Below are 16,707 nucleotides of genomic sequence, written 5' to 3' on the forward strand. Positions count from 1 at the left end.
GAGGCCCGCCATGACGATCCTCAACTACAGCTTCTCGTTGACGCAGCCGTCAGCGCCAACGGCTGCGGCCAAGCACTCATACGACGACTCGGAATTCCTGCTCGACCTGGCGCACAAGTGGCGCCAGATCCCGACCGACGAAGACGACGGGCTGAACTTCCAATCGGACGCTGACGGCGCCGCCATCATCATCTCCGCAGACTTCTTCGACATCCCCGACGCCAAGGCCCAGCTCTTCGCCGAGAAGTGCCTCAGCAGCCGCATCGAGGCCATTCAATCGGCCAGCCAGGGGCCCGTGCAGGTGCTGCAGCGGGCCATCAAGCCGCACGCCGGCGGCGTCGGGCTGGAGATGTCTTTCGCGGCGCACGCCGAAGGGGAAGCTGTGCACCTCTACCTGGGCTATGTGACCTCGCGCAAGATCCTGAACTTCTCCATGGTCTGCCAGCCCGGCAAACACGAGGCTGTGGCCTTGTTCAACGCGACGGTGCCGGGCTTCCGGCCGCGCCTGCCCTGATGCCCCAGCTCGACGCCATCCAGTTGCTCGCCCTCGCCGCTGCCCTCGGCTGGGCCAGCGGCCTGCGCCTTTACCTGACGGTGCTGCTCGTCGGCATTGCCGGGCACTGGGGCTGGATCGCGCTGCCACCCGGGCTGCAGGTGCTGGCGTCGCCACTGGTGATGAGCTGCGCCGCGGCGCTGGCATTCGTCGAGTTCCTGGCCGACAAAATCCCCCTCGTCGACAGCGCCTGGGACGCGCTGCACACGCTGATCCGCATCCCCGCCGGCGCGGCGCTCGTGGCCGGACTCGTCAGTGGCTGGGCGGGCGACCATGGCCAGGCCTGGGCTGTCGTTGCAGCGCTGTTCGGCGGTGGCCTCGCGGCTGTGGCGCACACGGCCAAAGCCAGCACGCGCGCGGCGGCCAACACGTCGCCCGAGCCGTTCTCCAACATCGGCTTGTCGCTGATGGGCGATGTGGCCGTGCCGACCATGCTGTGGCTGGCCTGGGCGCACCCTTTCATCTTCTTCCCGCTGCTCGTCCTGGCCCTTGCCGTCATGGGCGCGCTGATCTGGCTGTGCTTCAAGTTCCTGCGCGCGCTGCTCAAGCGCGTGCGCCGCCCCTCTCCCGCATGACCTCTCCCTCCGATCTCGCCGCACGCAGCCGCGCCGCCGTCTGGCACCCCTGCACGCAGATGGCGCGCCTGGCCGACGTGCCGCCCCTGCCCATCGCCCGCGGCGATGGCCCCTGGCTGTTCGACACCGACGGCCGGCGCTATTTCGACGCCAACTCGTCCTGGTGGGTCAACCTGTTCGGCCATAGCGACAAGCCGCTTCACGACGCCATCAAGGCCCAGCTCGACACGCTGCCCCATGTGATGCTGGCCGGCTGCACCCACGAACCCGCCGTGCGCCTGGCCGAACGGCTGTCGGCCCGCACCGGCGGCGCGCTGGGCCACGCCTTCTTCGGCAGCGATGGCGCCAGCGCCGTCGAGATCGCGCTGAAGCAGAGCTTCCTCTCATTCAAGAACCGCGGCCGGCCCGAGAAGCGCGAGTTCGTCTGCCTGAAGAACAGCTATCACGGCGAAACGCTGGGCGCTTTGAGCGTGACCGATGTGCAGGTCTTCCGCGACGCCTACGACCCGCTGCTGATGCGCGCCCACATCGTCGCGTCGCCGGATGGGCGCCTGGGCAACGAGGCCGAGGCTTTGGAAGCCATGCGCGCGTTGCTGGCCGAGCGCCATGACCAGATCGCTGCCGTCATCGTCGAGCCGCTGATCCAGGGGGCGGCGGGCATGGTCATGTACGCGCCGGCCTATCTGAAGGGCCTGCGCGAGCTGACGCACGAGTTCGGCGTCCACCTGATCGCCGACGAAATCGCCGTGGGCTGCGGCCGCACCGGCACGTTCTTCGCGTGGGAGCAAACCGGTGCCGATTGGCCCGACTTCATCCTGCTCAGCAAGGGCATCACCGGCGGCACGCTGCCGCTGTCGCTGGTGCTGACGACCGACGACGTCTTCGCCGCCTTCTGGAGCGAGGACGTCACGCGCGGCTTCCTGCACTCGCATTCCTACACCGGCAACCCGCTGGCCTGTGCGGCCGCGAATGCGGTGCTGGACCGCTTCGACGCCGGCCAGCTCGACGACAACCGCGCCCAGGCCGAACGGCTGACCCGCGCTTTCGCGCCACTGGCCCCGCGCGTGACCCATTTGCGCCAACGCGGCATGATCCTGGCCTTCGATGTGCCGCAAGCGCCACCACGCTTCGCGGAAGCCTTCCACCTGAAGGCGCGCGAGCACGAACTGCTGATCCGCCCGATCGGCAACACCGTCTACCTGATGCCACCCTACCTGATCGACGATGCGACTGCGGCCTTTTTGGCCCAGGCCGTGACGGCGACCTTGAACGATGTCCTTGCTTGATCACCTCCAGGCCAAGCTCCACGCGATTGCCGCGCAGAGCCTGACCCGCACGCTGCGCCGCGCCGACAACGGCACCGCACCCCGCCAGACCATCAACGGCCGGCCACTGCTGATGTTCTGCTCCAACGATTACCTGGGCCTGGCCGCCGAGCCCGCCATCGCCGAGGCGATTGCCGAAGGCGCGCGGCTGTGGGGCGGCGGCTCGGGTGCTTCGCCGCTCGTCAGCGGCCACAGCGCCGCTCACGAGGCCGTCACCGACACGCTTGCGCGCTGGTACGCGCCGCACATCCCGCAGGCGCGAGCCATCGGCTTCTGCACGGGCTATATGGCCAACCTGGCCGTTGTGACAGCCCTGGGCGACGAGCACACCGAGATCTTCTCGGAGCAGCTGAATCACGCCTCGCTGATCGACGCCGCACGACTGGCCAAGGCCCAGGTCACGCGCTACGGCCATGCCGACGTGGCCGGCCTGCGCACGCTGCTGGCGGCCAGCACCGCCAAGGTCAAGCTCATCGTCACCGACGCCGTGTTCAGCATGGACGGCGACCTGGCGCCGCTGCCGGCGCTGCTGGCCCTCGCCAACGAGTTCGACGCCTGGCTCATCGTCGACGATGCCCACGGCTTTGGCGTGCTGGGCGAAAAGGGCCGCGGCTCGCTGGAGCACTTCGGGTTGCACAGCGAACGCCTGATCCTCGTCGGCACACTGGGCAAGGCCGCCGGCCTCGCCGGCGCCTTCGTCGCGGCCCACGCCACCATCGTCGACTACCTGCTGCAGGCCGCGCGCAACTTCATCTTCTCGACCGCCTCCCCGCCGGCCGTAGAACATGCGCTGCTGACCAGCTTCGAGTTGATTGAAGGGCCGCTCGGTGCCGCCCGCCGTGCCAACCTCGTCGCGCTGCAAGCCCAGTTGCGCGACGGCCTGCTGGCGCTGATCGACCAGCACCCGCGCCTGGGCTGGTCGCTGACCGATTCGGCCACGCCCATCCAGCCGCTGATCGTCGGCGGCAATGCCGAGGTCATGGCCCTGGCCGCTGCACTGGAGAGCGCCGGCCTGCGCGTGCCCGGCATCCGCCCGCCCACCGTCGCCGCGGGCACGGCGCGGCTGCGCATCACGCTGTGCGGCACGCACACCGCTGCCGACGTGGACGCGCTGCTGACTGCACTGCAGCGCGCCGCGGCGGCTCAGGAGCAGGCCGCATGACCGCCCTGAGAAGAGGTTTCTTCATCACCGGCACCGACACCGAGATCGGCAAGACCGCCGTCACGGCCGGCCTGGCCCACGCCTTCGCGCAGACCGGCCGGCGCGTCGCCGCGCTCAAGCCCATCTCGGCCGGACAGGACTTCATCGGCGGCCACTGGCTCAACGACGACGTCGAGCGCCTGCGCGCCGCCGGCAACCTGGACCTCACGTCGGCCGAAGTCGGCGCGCTGCAGTTGCGCACCGCCTGCGCACCCCATATCGCCGCCCGCATCGAGAGCGAGGCCATCGCCCGCGAGCCCGTGCTGCACGCGCTGCGCACGGTCGCCTTCCGCGCAGACGTCGCCCTCATCGAAGGCGTGGGCGGTTTTCGCGTGCCGCTCAACGACGAGTGGGACACGGCCGACCTGGCCACTGACCTGGGCCTGCCGGTCATCCTCGTCGTCGGCCTGCGCCTGGGCTGCATCAACCACGCGCTGCTGACAGCCGAGGCGGTGCGCGCACGCGGCCTCACGCTGGCCGCCTGGGTGGCCAACACGGTGGATGAGCGTCAGCCTCACGTCACCGACAATCTGCAAGCTCTGCAGCGCGGCCTTGCCGCCCCCTGCCTCGGCCATGTGCCGCGCCTGGCCCACGCCGACCACGCCACGATGGCACGCCATCTGTCGCTCGAACCTCTGCTCGAACACCTCCCAGCATGAACCAGATCCAGACCCTCACCCCCACCTCCGACGCCGACCGCCGCCAGGCCAAGCCCTGGACCGTGAGCGAGATTGCGGCGCTGTTCGAGCTGCCCTTCAACGACCTGCTGTTCCGCGCCCAGCAGGTCCACCGCGAGCACTTCGACGCCAACGCGGTACAACTCTCGACGCTGCTGTCCATCAAGACCGGCGGCTGCGAGGAGGACTGCGCCTACTGCCCGCAGTCGGCCCACTTCGACACCGGCCTGAAGGCCGAGAAGCTGATCCCGCTGGAAGAGGTCATGGAAGCCGCCCGCGCGGCCAAGCAGAACGGCGCGACGCGCTTCTGCATGGGCGCCGCCTGGCGCAGCCCCAAGCCGCGCCACCTGGACGCCATCGGCGAGATGATTGCCGAGGTCAAGGCCCTGGGCCTGGAGACCTGCCTGACCGCCGGCATGCTGGAAGACGGCCAGGCCGAGCAGCTGAAAAGTGCCGGCCTGGACTACTACAACCACAACCTCGACACCGCGCCCGAGTTCTACGGCCAGATCATCACGACGCGCACCTACCAGGACCGCCTGGACACGCTCGAGCGCGTGCGCCAGCAGGGGCTCAAGGTCTGCAGCGGCGGCATCGTCGGCATGGGCGAGACGCGCCGCCAGCGCGCCGGCCTGATCGCCCAGCTCGCCAACCTCGACCCTTACCCCGAGAGCGTGCCCATCAACAACCTCGTGCAGGTCGAAGGCACGCCGCTGGCCGGCACCGCGCCGCTGGATCCGCTGGAGTTCATCCGCACGATTGCCGTCGCCCGCATCACCATGCCGCGCGCCATGGTGCGCCTGTCCGCCGGCCGCGAGCAGATGCCCGAGACGATGCAGGCGTTGTGCTTCCTGGCCGGCGCCAACTCCATGTTCTACGGCGACAAGCTGCTGACGACGAGCAACCCGCAGGCCGAGAAGGATCGTGCGTTGCTGGAGCGGCTGGGCATGCGCTGTTCGACGGAAGCCGAGCTGACGCCGTCGGACGCCGCGGCCAAGGTACAGGTCTGCACGCACTGACATGAAGCAAGCCCTCCTGCTGATTGCCGTCCTCGCGCTGTCCGGCTGCGCCTTTGTCTACGACCAGGTGCAGGACATCGCGCAGACCCAGTGCGCCGGCAATGGCAACGCGCAAGACCGTCGCGCCTGCGAGAAGCGCAACGCACCGGCCTATGACGATTACGAGGCCCGCCGCAAGCGGCTGCAGGAAGGTAACAAGCCGGGCTGACCGCCCTCGCCTGTTTACCTTGCCTCAGCGCCAGTGATCCTGGCCCCGCCTGAACAACCGTGTAGAAGGTTCACGAGACCGGAGACAAGAAGAGATGTTCAAGAAAATCCTGATCGCCAACCTCGGTGCTCGCGCCGAAGGCGCGGTCGCGCCAGCGACAAATTGCGTGCTGGTCGGCGTAGCCGGACAGGCAGGCGAGTTCACCCCGGGAGCGCGCCATGTTTAAGAAGATCCTCATCGCCAACCGGGGTGAAATTGCCTGTCGAGTTGCGGCCACGGCCAAGCGCCTCGGCATTCAAACCGTGGCCGTCTACTCAGACGCTGACCGCGACGCACGGCACGTGCAGGCCTGTGACGAAGCCGTCCACATCGGCGGCCCGGCGCCGCGCGACTCCTACCTGCAGTGGCAGCGCATCCTCGAAGCTGCCAAGGCGACCGGCGCGCAAGCAGTCCACCCAGGCTACGGCTTCCTGAGCGAGAACGAAGCCTTCGCCCAGGCCTGCGCCGACGCCGGCCTCGTCTTCATCGGCCCGCCGCCCAGCGCCATCCTCGCGATGGGCCTGAAGGCCGAGTCAAAGCGGTTGATGGAAGCGGCCAACGTGCCGCTGGTGCCGGGCTACCACGGCGCCGACCAGGACCCGGCGCTGCTGAAGCGCGAAGCCGGCCGCATCGGTTACCCGGTGCTCATCAAGGCCAGCGCCGGCGGCGGTGGCAAGGGCATGCGCGCGGTCTACAACGCCGACGACTTCGACGCGGCGCTGGCCTCGTGCAAGCGCGAGGCCATCAACAGCTTTGGCGACGACGCGGTGCTGATCGAGCGCTATGTGCAGAAGCCCCGCCACATCGAGATCCAGGTCTTCGGCGACTCGCACGGCGACTGCGTGTATCTCTTCGAGCGCGACTGCTCCGTGCAGCGCCGCCACCAGAAGGTGCTGGAGGAAGCCCCAGCCCCCGGCATGACGCCAGAGCGCCGTGCGCAGATGGGCGAGGCCGCCGTGGCCGCTGCGAAGGCCGTCGGCTATGTCGGTGCCGGCACCGTGGAGTTCATCGCCGAGCAGGACGGCCGCTTCTATTTCATGGAGATGAACACACGGCTGCAGGTCGAGCATCCGGTGACGGAAGCGATCACGGGCCAGGATCTGGTCGAGTGGCAATTGCGCGTGGCCTCGGGCGAGCCCCTGCCGCTGAAGCAACACGAGCTGCGCATGCACGGCCATGCCATCGAAGCGCGCATCTGCGCCGAGAACCCGGACGCCGGTTTCCTGCCCGCCACGGGCAGGCTGGACGTGGCACGCTGGCCCGAGCATGTGGCTTTCCAGCGAGGCAACGTGCGCATCGACGCCGGCGTGCGCGAAGGTGATGCGATCAGCCCCTTCTACGACTCGATGATCGCCAAGCTCATCGTCTGGGGCGAGGACCGCGCGCAGGCGCTGGCCCGCCTGGACCTGGCGCTGCGCGACACGCACATCGTTGGCCTGCACACCAACGTCGCCTTCCTGCGCCGCTGCGCGGCCACGGCCTCGTTCGCGGGCGCCGATCTCGACACCGGCCTCATCGAGCGCGAGAAGGCGGTGCTGTTCGACCAGCCCGGCCTGCCGCTGCGAGTCAGCGCGGCTGCGGTCATCGCGCACACGCTGGCCGTCGAGGGCACGCGGCAAAGCAACGACCCGTGGAGCGCTCGCGATGGCTGGCGTCTCTTCGGCTCGGCGACACGGCGCTTCGATCTGGAGGCCGGCGGCGTGCATCACGAGGTTCTGCTGTCCCGCCACCACCGCGGCGGCATGACGCTGACGGTCGAGAGCGAAGCCATCGAGTTCGCGGTTCAGTCCGCCGACACCGAGACACATGAACTCTTCCTCGGCGCCGATCGCCTCCGCGTGAAGACCTATGCCCAGGGCGAACGCGTCGCCGTCTTCGCCGCGAACGGTTCCGCCGTGCTGACCGAGGTCGACCTCATCGCCCACGCGGGGGACTCGCCCAGCGAAGGCGGCCGCCTCACGGCGCCCATGCCCGGCAAGCTGATCGCCTTCCTCGCCCAGGCCGGCGACACCGTCACCAAGGGCCAACCGCTGGCCGTCATGGAGGCGATGAAGATGGAGCACACCATCTCGTCGCCCCGCGACGGCAGAGTGGCGGAGCTGCTGTTCGCCGTCGGTGATCAGGTCGGCGATGGCGCCGAACTCCTCAAGCTGGACGCCTGAACCATGGCCCTCCCCACCCACGTCAAGATCCTCGATGTCGGCCCGCGCGACGGGTTGCAGAACGAGAAGGAAAACGTCTCGACCGAGCACAAGGCGCGGCTCGTCGCGATGCTGCAGGACGCCGGTTTGAAGGAGATCGAGGTCACCAGCTTCGTCAGCCCGAAGTGGGTGCCGCAGATGGGCGACAACGCCGCCGTGATGGCGGCCATCGAGCGCCGCACCGGGGTGCGCTACTCGGTGCTCGTGCCCAACCTGAAGGGGCTGGAGCCGGCGCTGGCATCCAGGCCCGACGAGATCCTCGTTTTCACGGCCGCGAGCGAAGCCTTCACGCAGAAGAACATCAACTGCTCCATCGCCGAAAGCCTGGAGCGCTTTGCGCCGGTCATAGCAGGCGCACACGCCGCCGGCATCAAGGTGCGCGCCGCGCTGTCCTGCTCGCTCGGCTGCCCTTACGAAGGTGAAATCACCGCCGACCAGGTCGAGCGCGTCGTGAAGCCGCTGCGCGAGCTGGGCGTGGACGCGATCGACATCGCCGACACCATCGGCGTCGGCACGCCGCGCAAGGTGCAGGCGGCCATGGAGCGGGCGCTGAAGCACTTCCCGCTCGCCGAAGTGTCGGGGCACTTCCACGACACCTATGGCCAGGCGCTGAGCAATGTCTACGCGAGCATGGAACTGGGGCTCCACAGCTTCCACGCCAGCGTGGCCGGCCTGGGCGGCTGCCCCTATGCCAAGGGCGCGACCGGCAATGTCGCCACCGAGGACGTGGTGTTCCTGCTCAATGGTCTCGGCATTGAAACCGGCATCGACCTCGACAAGCTCGTGGACGCCGGCGCCTACATCTCCAACGTGCTGGGCCGCCCGCCGGTGTCGCGCGTGGCGCGCGCCGTGCTCGCGAAACGAGCGAGTTAAGCCCGCCGCGCCTTGCGGCGTCAGCCCAGCCGGTCCAGCGCGTTCTCGATCTGACCGCGCTCGTGGTCACCCAGGCCGCGCCCGGCGCGGCGCACGCGCTCAACGAGACCGGCATCGACCGGCTTGGCCTGGCCCAGCTTCTCGGCCACGCGCAGCAACACCTGCAGGCGCTCGAAGCCGCCTTCCATGCTCTCGGCGCTGGCCAGCACGCGCTCCAGGCCTGCGGCCGCCAGCTTGGGCCGGTCCAGCAGGCGGTTCAAGGCCTCGCGCCGTTCGAAGCCGCCCGAGATGCCGCCGGCTGCACGGGCATAGGCGTCGACCAGCTCGGCCTCGTCGCCCTGCATGCGTTGCGCGACGGCGCCGAGGGCCTCGCGCTTCTCGAAATCACTCTGGATGCGCGCCGCCGCCTGCACGGCGGCCGCGAGCACGGCGGGTTGGGGCGTCGCCGACACCTGGTTGTCGATGGCCGTGCGCAGCTCGAAGTCGCCGCCGATACGGCCCAGCGCCTCGGTCCAGGCCGCGAGCACGGCAGGGCTGTCGAGCAGCTTGGGCGCCAGCGCCCCCAGGGCCTCACGGCGCTCGAAGTCGCTGTCGATGCCGGCCACGGCGGCCAGCCAGGCCAGCTGCTGGGGTTCGTTCAGCGGCTGGCGGGCAATGGCGCTCAAGGCCTCGCGACGCTCGAAGGCACCTTGCAGGGTCGTGGAGGCGGTGATCAGGCGGTCCAACGCCACCGCGGGCAGCGGCGCGTCGAGTTGCAGCGCGGCCTCGATGCGGCGGCGGCGCTGGAAGTCCTCCCGGGCACGCTCGATGTCGGTAAGCACCGCATCGACACCGCCCTTGGCGAACAGCTTGCGGGCACGCACCTGCGGGTCGGTCAGGTCCTCGGCCATGCGCTGCACGGCCTTGGCCCACCACTGGCGACCGGCCTGATCCAAAGGCAGGCTCTCGTTGCCGACCCGGTACTCACGCTCGATGCGACCCTCGCCCATGGACTTCAGCACCATCTCGCGCGTCAGCCCGCCCTCGCGCTCCTTCACGGTCAGGGTGCCCGTCAGCGTCTGCACTTCATCCTCGGCGTCGTTGAACACCGCCTTGCCGTCCAGCGTCACGGAGAAGCTGCCGCCGGGATAGCGGCTGTAGATGCGCGTGCCGCGCACCGAGAAGGACATGCCGTCGCTCAGGCCACCAAGGTCGAAGCGATCCAGAAGACTGCGTCCATCGGTGTGGCTGACGACGACCGCCGGCAGCGCGACCAGGGCGATCACCATGGCGCCCACCAGTCCCAGGCGCAGGCCGCGGCGCTCGCGCGGAGCGTCCTCACCCTCGACCTCGGCCTTGAGCAGGCGGCGCACACGGGCGAACAAGGGCGAGCCCGCGCTGGCGGCACCGCAGGCCAGGGCGGGGCCGTGGCCGCCTCCCTGGGCCTTCAGTGCCTCAGCGCAGCGCAGCAGGCTTTGCGCCAGGGCCAGGCGCTGGCCGGTCGGTGCAGCGGCCGCAGCATCGCAGGCCAGCTCGGCCAGCAGGTCCAGGCGCTGCAGCGCGACGCGGTTCAGCACCTGCGGCCACAGCAGGGTCTTCATGACGGCGGCAAGCAGGCGCCAGGCGGGGTCGCGGCGGCGCAGATGAGCCAGTTCATGGCCGAGCACGGCACGAGCTTCGTCGTCCGGCAGGTCCAGGCACCAGGCCGGCAGGCAGAGCACCCGGCCCGGCGCCAGCAGCGGGCTGGCCCAGTTGGCGCGTGCATGGCGCAATGAGGGCAGGGGCAGGCGCATGTCGGCAGCGAGGCGCACGGCCAGGGTTCGCCAACGCGCGTCAGCCAACTCGGGCAGGCAGCGCACGGTGCGGCGCAGCCAGGCCCACTGCAGGGCCAGGCCCAGCAGCATCAACACGGCACCCGCCAGCCACAGCGCCATGAAGCCGATGGCGACGTCATGGGCCTGCGGCGCCAGCGGCGTCGTGATGGGCAAGGCGCCGAGCTGAGCGCTGGGCCGCGCGGCGGCGGGCGCCTCGACGACGATGAGCCGAACATCGGCGGGCACCGGCGCGGCCTCCTGCACGACGACGGCGGGCCGCACGACATCGGCCGGCGCGGTCTGAGGCAACGTGGGCAGCAGCGGCAGGCTGGCGCTGACGAGGCCGCCCAGCAAGGCCAGGCGCCACAGCGTCTCCTGCGTCGACAGGGCCAGGCGGGCCAGCACGCCGGCGCGCTCGGCCGCCCACAGCGCGCCGATCAACAGGCTGCTGTGCAGCAGGTAGCTGCACAGCCAGGTCAGCAGCACATCGGTCATCGCGTCTCTCCCTTGCGTTGTTTCAGCAGCGCCTGCAGCTCGGCCAGTTCGCCGGCATCGACGCCGCGGGCGTCCAGCAGGTGGCTGACGAGGGCGCTGGCGCGGCCGGCGAACAGGCTGTCGACCAGGCTGCCCACCATGGAGCGCTGCACGTCGGCCTGCGTCACGAGGGGCTGATAGAGCAGCGCACGGCCTTCGCGGCGGCTGCTGAGCAGGCCGCGCTTTTCAAGGCGCGTCAGCAGCGTCGCCACCGTCGTGTGCGCGAGATCACGCTCGCCGCGCAGCGCTTCCGCCACATCGGCCGTACTGGCCTCGCCACGCGCCCAAAGCACGCGCATCAGGCTGAGCTGCAGCTCGCTCAGCGACACGTCCCCACTGCCGGTGTCCTCATCCATCACGATCTTCTACAGTTGTCGTACTACAAATGTAGAAGACCGCCATGAAGGCAGCAAGTGTCTTTCGGCAGGGGGTCAGACAGGCGGGTTGCGCAGCCGCTGGCTGAACCACCACAGATGGCCGTCCGGGTCGAGGCAGCCATAGCTGCGGTCGGTCCAGTACTCCGCACCGTAGTCGTTGTCGGTCAGCTCGTAGGTCACGTTGGCGCCGGCCGCGCGGGCCTGGGCGCAATGTGCATCGACGTCGTCGACATAGAGGAACAGCGTCTGCGTGTTGACGCCGTCGACGGCCTTGGGGGAGCGCCCCGCCACGCCAAAGCGCGCCTCGCGCTCGGCGCTGCCCTCGGCCACCATGACGATGGCTTCGCCATAGCGGATCTCGCTGTGCATGACGCTGCCGTCCGGCGCGTCGACGACGATCTCGACCTCGAAACCGAAGGCTTGGCAATACCAGGCGACGGCTTCGCGGGCGTTCTCGCAGTACAGGGCCGACGACAGGCGCGGCCAGCCGGGTGGGGTGGGTTTGGCGAAACCAAGGGTTTTCATCGCGGTCTTGCTGAAGCTGGGGTGCGGTTCAATCCTCGCACCCCGACTGACGCGCCACCACCACCATGAAACTGTTTGAACTGCTTGCCGCCTGCGCTCTCACCCTGCTCTGCGCCCTGCCCGTCCAGGCCCAGGAGGCGCCCATCTACGACGCCGCCAAGGCCCAGGCCTGGGGTGCCAACGACCAGGGCCTGCGTTCGTACACCTTCGTGCTGCTGAAGACCGGCCCCAAGCCCATGCCCGCCGGCCCGGCGCGCGACGAGATGTTCAAGGGCCACTTTGCCAACATGACCCGCCTGGCCAAGGAAGGCCTGCTCGTCTACGCAGGCCCCTTCGACGGCGTAGACGGCTGGCGCGGCCTCTTCATCTTCGCGACGTCGGACATGGACGTCGCCCGCAAGGCCGTGGAGACCGACCCCGTCATCGCCAGCGGCGAGATGGTGGCCGAGCTGCACAAGCACTTCGGCTCGGCAGCGCTGCTGGCCGTGAACGAGTGGCATCCGAAGCTGATCAAGCCCAAGCCGTGAGGGCATTCAGCGCGCCGCTTTGGCCGGCACGGCGCCGCAGGCCGCACTCGGCACCAGTTCGGGCGCGAGCAGCAGGGCCGCCGCTGGCGAAGTACACATCTCGGCCAGCATGTCCATGAAGGCATTTGCCTGCGCGGCGCTGACCCGCTTGCGCACGAGGCCGATGCGATAGGTGTCCGTATGGGCGACGCCCGCCTCCCGCAGCCCCGTCAGGTGCGAGCGGTCTGCCAGATGCCAGGCCACGTCGCGGTTGATCAGGGCGACGCCGTCTTCGCCGTAACGACCGGCCAGCAGCTTGCGCAGCACCGTCGTGTTGTCGGGCTCGACGACCATGGTGTTGGGGTTGGCGGCGACGATGTCCTGGAGCACGGTCGCCGTCCCGGACGGCCCGAACACACCGATGATCCTCTGGGTGCCCAGGCTGGCCGGATCACGGTAGAAGAAGTCCTGCTCGACGCGTGTGAAGAAGACCATCTGGACCCCCACGACGGGCTGGCTCAGGTGGTAGATCTGGCGGCGCTGCGGGGTGTCCAGCAGGGGGAAGATGCCCTCGGCCTCGCCGCGCTCGACAGCGGCCTGGGCGCGACGCCAAGGCAGGACTTCGACCGAGCATTTCCAGCCCAGGCGCGCACAACCCTCCATCACCAGCCGAACGAACGGGCCACGGGCCTGCTGCCCCTCTCGCTCGACGTAGGGCGGAAAGTCCTGGCTCAAAAAGCGCAGCGTGACCTCCGCGGCGGCCGCCGGCCCGGCCATCGCCACCGCGATCGCCAGCAGCAGCCGCGGGGAGATCGGTCTCACGGCTCGCGCCGCAGCACCTTCTCCACCGGGTTCGGCCTCAGCCTGAACGCGTCCGGCATGCCAGAGCCCAGCAGCGGGCGCAGGTAGAGGCGGAAGGCATCGGTCACGTCGGTGCCACTTGCGCTGATGAACTCGTCTTCCATCGTGCGCGTCTTGCCGGCGACGGCGGTGAGGGGCAACAGTTCGTAGTCCACCGCGTAGTAGCCGACGCGCTTGATGGCGACCGAACCGTCGCGGTCGCCGTGGAAGGCGTACTGCACGGCCTTCTCGCCGACCTCGCGGGCCTCGCGTTGGTCCACGTCGGACACGCAGCCCAGGAAGCTGCGCTGCAGATAGCCGAAGGTGTCGCCGCGCACGCGCTTGATGCCGAGCTTGGTCTTGATCTCCTCGCAGAGCAGGTCGGCCAGCGCGCCGGTGCCGCTGAGCTGCACATTGCCGTGGGCGTCGCGCTCCAGGTCACCGGCCAGCTTGGACAGCATCGGCGTGCCGCTGGCGTCGTGGATGCCCTCGCTGACGGCGATGACGCAGCGGCCGAAGCGCTCGTAGGTGGCCTTCACGTCGCGCAGGAACTGCTCGTTGTCGAAGTGGCGCTCGGGCAGGTAGATGAGGTGGGGGCCGTCGTCCTCGAACTTCTTGCCCAGGGCCGCGGCCGCCGTCAGGAAGCCGGCGTGACGGCCCATGACGACGCCGACGTAGACGCCCGGCAGGGCCGCGTTGTCGAGGTTGGCGCCGGCAAAGGCCTGGGCGACGAAGCGCGCGGCGGACGCATAGCCCGGCGTGTGGTCGTTGCCCACCAGGTCGTTGTCGATGGTCTTGGGGATGTGGATGCAGCGCAGTGGGTAGCCGGCCGCCTGCGCCTCCTCCGAGACGATGCGCACGGTGTCCGACGAGTCGTTGCCGCCGATGTAGAAGAAATGCGTGATGCCGTGCGCCTGCAGCACCGTGAAGATCTCGCGGCAATAGGCGGCATCGGGCTTGTCGCGCGTGGAGCCCAGCGCCGAGGCCGGCGTGTTGGCCACCAGCTCGAGGTTGTGGCTGGTCTCCTGGGTCAGGTCGACGAAGTCCTCGTTGACGATGCCCCGCACGCCATGGCGGGCGCCGTAAACCTTGCCCACACCGGCCTGACGCCGCGCTTCGAGCACGACACCGACGAGGCTCTGGTTGATGACGGCGGTGGGACCGCCGCCCTGGGCGACGAGGATCTTGGCGAGACTCATGAACGCTCCTGGCTGTCGTCAATCGACGGCGCGGAGTTTAGGGGTCTCAGCGGTTCATCCAAACTTCAAGTTGGTCCGCGGGCATGGGCCGGGCGAACAGCCAGCCTTGACCCTCATGGCAGCCCAGGCCGATCAGGTACTGGCGCTGCTCCTCGGTCTCGATGCCTTCGGCGATGACGGTCAGGCCCAGGCCGCGGCCGAGGTTGATGACCATCTGGGCGATCGTCGAGCCGGCGGACGAGGCCTGCGCCTCCTGCACAAAGGCGCGGTCGATCTTGAGGCGGTCGACCTGCAGCTGGCGCAGCTGGCTTAAAGATGAGAAGCCGGTGCCGAAGTCGTCGATGGCGACGCTGAAGCCGAGCTGCTTGATGTCGGCCAGCACACGCAGCACGAGGTCGGCGTCTTCCATGGCCATGGACTCGGTGATTTCGAGCTCGATGTTCTGGCCGGCGACGCCGCAGTCCTGCAGCGCGCGGCCCAGCATGTCGATGAAGCCGGGGTGGCGGAACTGCGCCATGGACACGTTGACGGCCATGCGGAAGTCGGCATGGCCCAGGGCCTGCATCTTCTTCAGCTGGGCGCAGGAGGTGCGCATGACGAACTCGCCGATGGGAATGATGAGGCCGCTCTGCTCGGCCAGCGGAATGAACTGGTCGGGCGGGATGAAACGACCATCCAGCGTCTTCCAGCGCAGCAGGGCCTCGGCACCGACGATGCGGCTGCTGCTCAGCTCGACCTGGGGCTGGTAGACGACGAAGAGCTGGCTTTCCTCGAAGCCGGTCCGCAGGCCCTTGAGCAGCTTGAAGCGCTCGCGCGCGTCGCTGCCCATGGCGGCAGAGAAGTACTGAGATGAGCCGCGCTGCTGCTGCTTGGCGCGCTTGAGCGCGATCTGGGCATCGAGCAGCAGTTCGGAGCCGACGGCCTTGGATTCACCCAGGCGCACGAGGCCCGTGGTGGCGGACAGTTGCAGTCGCTCGCCGGCAACGATGAAGGGGTCGGCGAAGACGCTGTTCACGGTCTCGGGGCAGACCTTGGCATGCTCGCCCAGCACGCCAAAGGTGTCGGCGCCAACGCGGGCCATCGCGGTGTTCAGGCCCAGCGTCTCGCTCATGCGGTGCACGACGGCCTGCAGCACCTGGTCGCCGAAGTGGTGGCCAAAGGCGTCGTTGATGTCGGAGAAATCGTCGATGTCGATCAGCGCGAGCGTGACACCGGACGGATCCTTCAGGTTCTTGTCGAGCAGCTCGACGAAACGGTTGCGGTTGGGCAGGCGCAGCAGCGGGTCGTTGTAGGCCTGGTCCAGCAATTGGCTGTAGAGCACCACGTTCTCGAAGCCGACCGAGATGTTGGAGCAGAAGGCGCGCAGCAGCTGCTGGTCGAGCTCGTCGAGCTCGCGGCCGACATCCACGAGCGCTGCCATCGCGCGGCCCTTGCCCATGCCGAAATAGAGGACCGTGCCGTCGTCGTAGAGGTTGCGTTCCTGCTGCAGGCAGCGCTCCAGGCGGTCCCGCACGGTGGCGATCTTGACCTGGGCCAGCGGCCGGTCGATGAGGCCGCTGTACTGGCCGGCGGCCGCGACGATGCGGACTTCGTCGCCGGTTTCGCCGCTGACCTGAGCACAGACCAGGCCCTCGGGCAGGATGCCGAGCAGGGCGCAGAGCTGGGTGACGACGCCCTCGGCGAATCGGGAGAGCCCACGCATGCGCGACAGCGAGGTGCTGCTCTCGACGATCATCTCCAGGCCGCGGCGGTTGGCCTCCAGCGCGCAGATCTGGCGGTAGGAGCGCACCGCGGCCGTCAGCACCGTGTACAGCCGCGTGCGGGTCAGCTCCGACTTGGTCTTGTAGTCGTTGATGTCATAGGCCTGCACCGTCTCGATTTCGGGCGCATAGCCGGGCTGGCCGGTGCGCAGCACGATGCGCAGGGCGTTCAGACACAGCTCATCGCGGATATGGCGCACCAGTTGCAGCCCGGCGTCTTCGCTCTCCATGACGACGTCGAGCAGCACGACGGCGAGGTCGTCCTCGCTGGCCAGCAACTGGCGGGCCTGGGCGGCGGAAGAGGCGTGCAGGAAGACGAGGGGCTGGCCTTCGACGGTCAGGCCCTGCATGGCCAGTTCGGTGGCCTTGTGGACGTCACCGTCGTCGTCAACGATGAGGATGCGCCAGGGCCGGTCTTGCGGGCGATGCTCGCCTTCAGCGTGCTCGGGGTCGTCGAGCAGCTCGAGCAGGTCGTCGTCAACGGCGGGCGTTTCTTGCATGG

General features: G+C 69.0%; 17 protein-coding genes. 11 read left to right on the forward strand and 6 right to left on the reverse strand.

The annotated features are described in order from the left end of the window. Nucleotides 1-10: 10 nt before the first annotated feature. The 10 genes from ACXJKM_RS11925 to ACXJKM_RS11970 all read left to right on the forward strand — a co-directional run bounded on the left by ACXJKM_RS11925 (nucleotide 11) and on the right by ACXJKM_RS11970 (nucleotide 8,671). Nucleotides 11-514 carry a hypothetical protein gene (locus ACXJKM_RS11925; RefSeq protein WP_457352549.1) on the forward strand — a complete coding sequence of 168 codons (504 nt, stop codon included), beginning with the start codon at nucleotides 11-13 and terminating at the stop codon, nucleotides 512-514. Continuing rightward, nucleotides 514-1,128, forward strand: a complete 615-nt coding sequence (locus ACXJKM_RS11930) for a DUF4126 domain-containing protein (protein ID WP_457352551.1) — start codon at nucleotides 514-516, stop codon at nucleotides 1,126-1,128. Before ACXJKM_RS11925 ends, ACXJKM_RS11930 begins: the two co-directional genes overlap by 1 nt. Further along, nucleotides 1,125-2,414: an adenosylmethionine--8-amino-7-oxononanoate transaminase gene (gene bioA / locus ACXJKM_RS11935; RefSeq protein WP_457352553.1), complete on the forward strand. Its 1,290-nt coding sequence runs from the start codon at nucleotides 1,125-1,127 to the stop codon at nucleotides 2,412-2,414. Before ACXJKM_RS11930 ends, bioA begins: the two co-directional genes overlap by 4 nt. Further along, complete coding sequence (locus ACXJKM_RS11940; RefSeq protein ID WP_457352555.1) at nucleotides 2,401-3,615, forward strand: 8-amino-7-oxononanoate synthase; 1,215 nt, start codon at nucleotides 2,401-2,403, stop codon at nucleotides 3,613-3,615. Before bioA ends, ACXJKM_RS11940 begins: the two co-directional genes overlap by 14 nt. Continuing rightward, nucleotides 3,612-4,313: a dethiobiotin synthase gene (gene bioD, locus ACXJKM_RS11945; RefSeq protein ID WP_457352557.1), complete on the forward strand. Its 702-nt coding sequence runs from the start codon at nucleotides 3,612-3,614 to the stop codon at nucleotides 4,311-4,313. Before ACXJKM_RS11940 ends, bioD begins: the two co-directional genes overlap by 4 nt. Beyond that, on the forward strand, nucleotides 4,310-5,350 hold the full coding sequence (gene bioB, locus ACXJKM_RS11950; RefSeq protein ID WP_457320134.1) for a biotin synthase BioB: 1,041 nt from the start codon (nucleotides 4,310-4,312) through the stop codon (nucleotides 5,348-5,350). The genes bioD and bioB overlap by 4 nt, the downstream gene beginning before the upstream one ends. Nucleotide 5,351: 1 nt before the next feature. Next, nucleotides 5,352-5,558, forward strand: a complete 207-nt coding sequence (locus ACXJKM_RS11955; RefSeq protein WP_056205118.1) for a hypothetical protein — start codon at nucleotides 5,352-5,354, stop codon at nucleotides 5,556-5,558. Nucleotides 5,559-5,652: 94 nt separating this feature from the next. Beyond that, nucleotides 5,653-5,784 (forward strand): hypothetical protein, encoded by a 132-nt coding sequence (locus ACXJKM_RS11960; protein ID WP_457352559.1) that lies wholly within the window; start codon nucleotides 5,653-5,655, stop codon nucleotides 5,782-5,784. Further along, nucleotides 5,777-7,759 carry an ATP-binding protein gene (locus tag ACXJKM_RS11965; protein WP_457352561.1) on the forward strand — a complete coding sequence of 661 codons (1,983 nt, stop codon included), beginning with the start codon at nucleotides 5,777-5,779 and terminating at the stop codon, nucleotides 7,757-7,759. Before ACXJKM_RS11960 ends, ACXJKM_RS11965 begins: the two co-directional genes overlap by 8 nt. Nucleotides 7,760-7,762: 3 nt before the next feature. Further along, nucleotides 7,763-8,671 (forward strand): hydroxymethylglutaryl-CoA lyase, encoded by a 909-nt coding sequence (locus tag ACXJKM_RS11970; protein WP_457352563.1) that lies wholly within the window; start codon nucleotides 7,763-7,765, stop codon nucleotides 8,669-8,671. A 20-nt stretch (nucleotides 8,672-8,691) separates the two neighbouring features. On the opposite strand, the gene ACXJKM_RS11975 is transcribed toward ACXJKM_RS11970, so the two are convergent. The 3 genes from ACXJKM_RS11975 to ACXJKM_RS11985 all read right to left on the reverse strand — a co-directional run bounded on the left by ACXJKM_RS11975 (nucleotide 8,692) and on the right by ACXJKM_RS11985 (nucleotide 11,900). Next, nucleotides 8,692-10,959 carry a M56 family metallopeptidase gene (locus ACXJKM_RS11975; RefSeq protein ID WP_056205126.1) on the reverse strand — a complete coding sequence of 756 codons (2,268 nt, stop codon included), beginning with the start codon at nucleotides 10,957-10,959 and terminating at the stop codon, nucleotides 8,692-8,694. Beyond that, nucleotides 10,956-11,354: a BlaI/MecI/CopY family transcriptional regulator gene (locus tag ACXJKM_RS11980; RefSeq protein ID WP_056205129.1), complete on the reverse strand. Its 399-nt coding sequence runs from the start codon at nucleotides 11,352-11,354 to the stop codon at nucleotides 10,956-10,958. Before ACXJKM_RS11980 ends, ACXJKM_RS11975 begins: the two co-directional genes overlap by 4 nt. A 75-nt stretch (nucleotides 11,355-11,429) precedes the next feature. Next, nucleotides 11,430-11,900 carry a VOC family protein gene (locus ACXJKM_RS11985; protein WP_056205131.1) on the reverse strand — a complete coding sequence of 157 codons (471 nt, stop codon included), beginning with the start codon at nucleotides 11,898-11,900 and terminating at the stop codon, nucleotides 11,430-11,432. Nucleotides 11,901-11,965: 65 nt separating this feature from the next. Between ACXJKM_RS11985 and ACXJKM_RS11990 the strand changes: the two genes are divergently transcribed. Then, nucleotides 11,966-12,427, forward strand: coding sequence for a YciI family protein (locus tag ACXJKM_RS11990; protein ID WP_056205133.1), 462 nt, complete (start codon nucleotides 11,966-11,968; stop codon nucleotides 12,425-12,427). A gap of 6 nt (nucleotides 12,428-12,433) precedes the next feature. Here the strand turns inward: ACXJKM_RS11990 and ACXJKM_RS11995 are convergent, their stop codons facing one another. The 3 genes from ACXJKM_RS11995 to ACXJKM_RS12005 are packed head-to-tail and all read right to left on the reverse strand — an operon-like array spanning nucleotide 12,434 to nucleotide 16,705. Beyond that, complete coding sequence (locus ACXJKM_RS11995; protein ID WP_157282191.1) at nucleotides 12,434-13,228, reverse strand: substrate-binding periplasmic protein; 795 nt, start codon at nucleotides 13,226-13,228, stop codon at nucleotides 12,434-12,436. Beyond that, a complete protein-coding gene (locus ACXJKM_RS12000; protein WP_056205139.1) occupies nucleotides 13,225-14,445 on the reverse strand; it encodes a 6-phosphofructokinase in 1,221 nt (406 codons plus the stop codon). Before ACXJKM_RS12000 ends, ACXJKM_RS11995 begins: the two co-directional genes overlap by 4 nt. A 46-nt stretch (nucleotides 14,446-14,491) precedes the next feature. After that, on the reverse strand, nucleotides 14,492-16,705 hold the full coding sequence (locus tag ACXJKM_RS12005) for a putative bifunctional diguanylate cyclase/phosphodiesterase (protein WP_056205140.1): 2,214 nt from the start codon (nucleotides 16,703-16,705) through the stop codon (nucleotides 14,492-14,494). Nucleotides 16,706-16,707 lie beyond the last annotated feature (2 nt).

Source organism: Roseateles sp. P5_D6 (assembly GCF_054049415.1).

Excerpts from the sequence above, each read along its gene's own strand:
- ACXJKM_RS11925 (WP_457352549.1), top strand. The coding sequence starts at position 11 with ATGACGATCCTCAACTACAGCTTCTCGTTGACGCAGCCGTCAGCGCCA.
- ACXJKM_RS11930 (WP_457352551.1), top strand. The coding sequence starts at position 514 with ATGCCCCAGCTCGACGCCATCCAGTTGCTCGCCCTCGCCGCTGCCCTC.
- bioA (WP_457352553.1), top strand. The coding sequence starts at position 1,125 with ATGACCTCTCCCTCCGATCTCGCCGCACGCAGCCGCGCCGCCGTCTGG.
- ACXJKM_RS11940 (WP_457352555.1), top strand. The coding sequence starts at position 2,401 with ATGTCCTTGCTTGATCACCTCCAGGCCAAGCTCCACGCGATTGCCGCG.
- bioD (WP_457352557.1), top strand. The coding sequence starts at position 3,612 with ATGACCGCCCTGAGAAGAGGTTTCTTCATCACCGGCACCGACACCGAG.
- bioB (WP_457320134.1), top strand. The coding sequence starts at position 4,310 with ATGAACCAGATCCAGACCCTCACCCCCACCTCCGACGCCGACCGCCGC.
- ACXJKM_RS11955 (WP_056205118.1), top strand. The coding sequence starts at position 5,352 with ATGAAGCAAGCCCTCCTGCTGATTGCCGTCCTCGCGCTGTCCGGCTGC.
- ACXJKM_RS11960 (WP_457352559.1), top strand. The coding sequence starts at position 5,653 with ATGTTCAAGAAAATCCTGATCGCCAACCTCGGTGCTCGCGCCGAAGGC.
- ACXJKM_RS11965 (WP_457352561.1), top strand. The coding sequence starts at position 5,777 with ATGTTTAAGAAGATCCTCATCGCCAACCGGGGTGAAATTGCCTGTCGA.
- ACXJKM_RS11970 (WP_457352563.1), top strand. The coding sequence starts at position 7,763 with ATGGCCCTCCCCACCCACGTCAAGATCCTCGATGTCGGCCCGCGCGAC.
- ACXJKM_RS11975 (WP_056205126.1), bottom strand. The coding sequence starts at position 10,959 with ATGACCGATGTGCTGCTGACCTGGCTGTGCAGCTACCTGCTGCACAGC.
- ACXJKM_RS11980 (WP_056205129.1), bottom strand. The coding sequence starts at position 11,354 with ATGGATGAGGACACCGGCAGTGGGGACGTGTCGCTGAGCGAGCTGCAG.
- ACXJKM_RS11985 (WP_056205131.1), bottom strand. The coding sequence starts at position 11,900 with ATGAAAACCCTTGGTTTCGCCAAACCCACCCCACCCGGCTGGCCGCGC.
- ACXJKM_RS11990 (WP_056205133.1), top strand. The coding sequence starts at position 11,966 with ATGAAACTGTTTGAACTGCTTGCCGCCTGCGCTCTCACCCTGCTCTGC.
- ACXJKM_RS12000 (WP_056205139.1), bottom strand. The coding sequence starts at position 14,445 with ATGAGTCTCGCCAAGATCCTCGTCGCCCAGGGCGGCGGTCCCACCGCC.
- ACXJKM_RS12005 (WP_056205140.1), bottom strand. The coding sequence starts at position 16,705 with ATGCAAGAAACGCCCGCCGTTGACGACGACCTGCTCGAGCTGCTCGAC.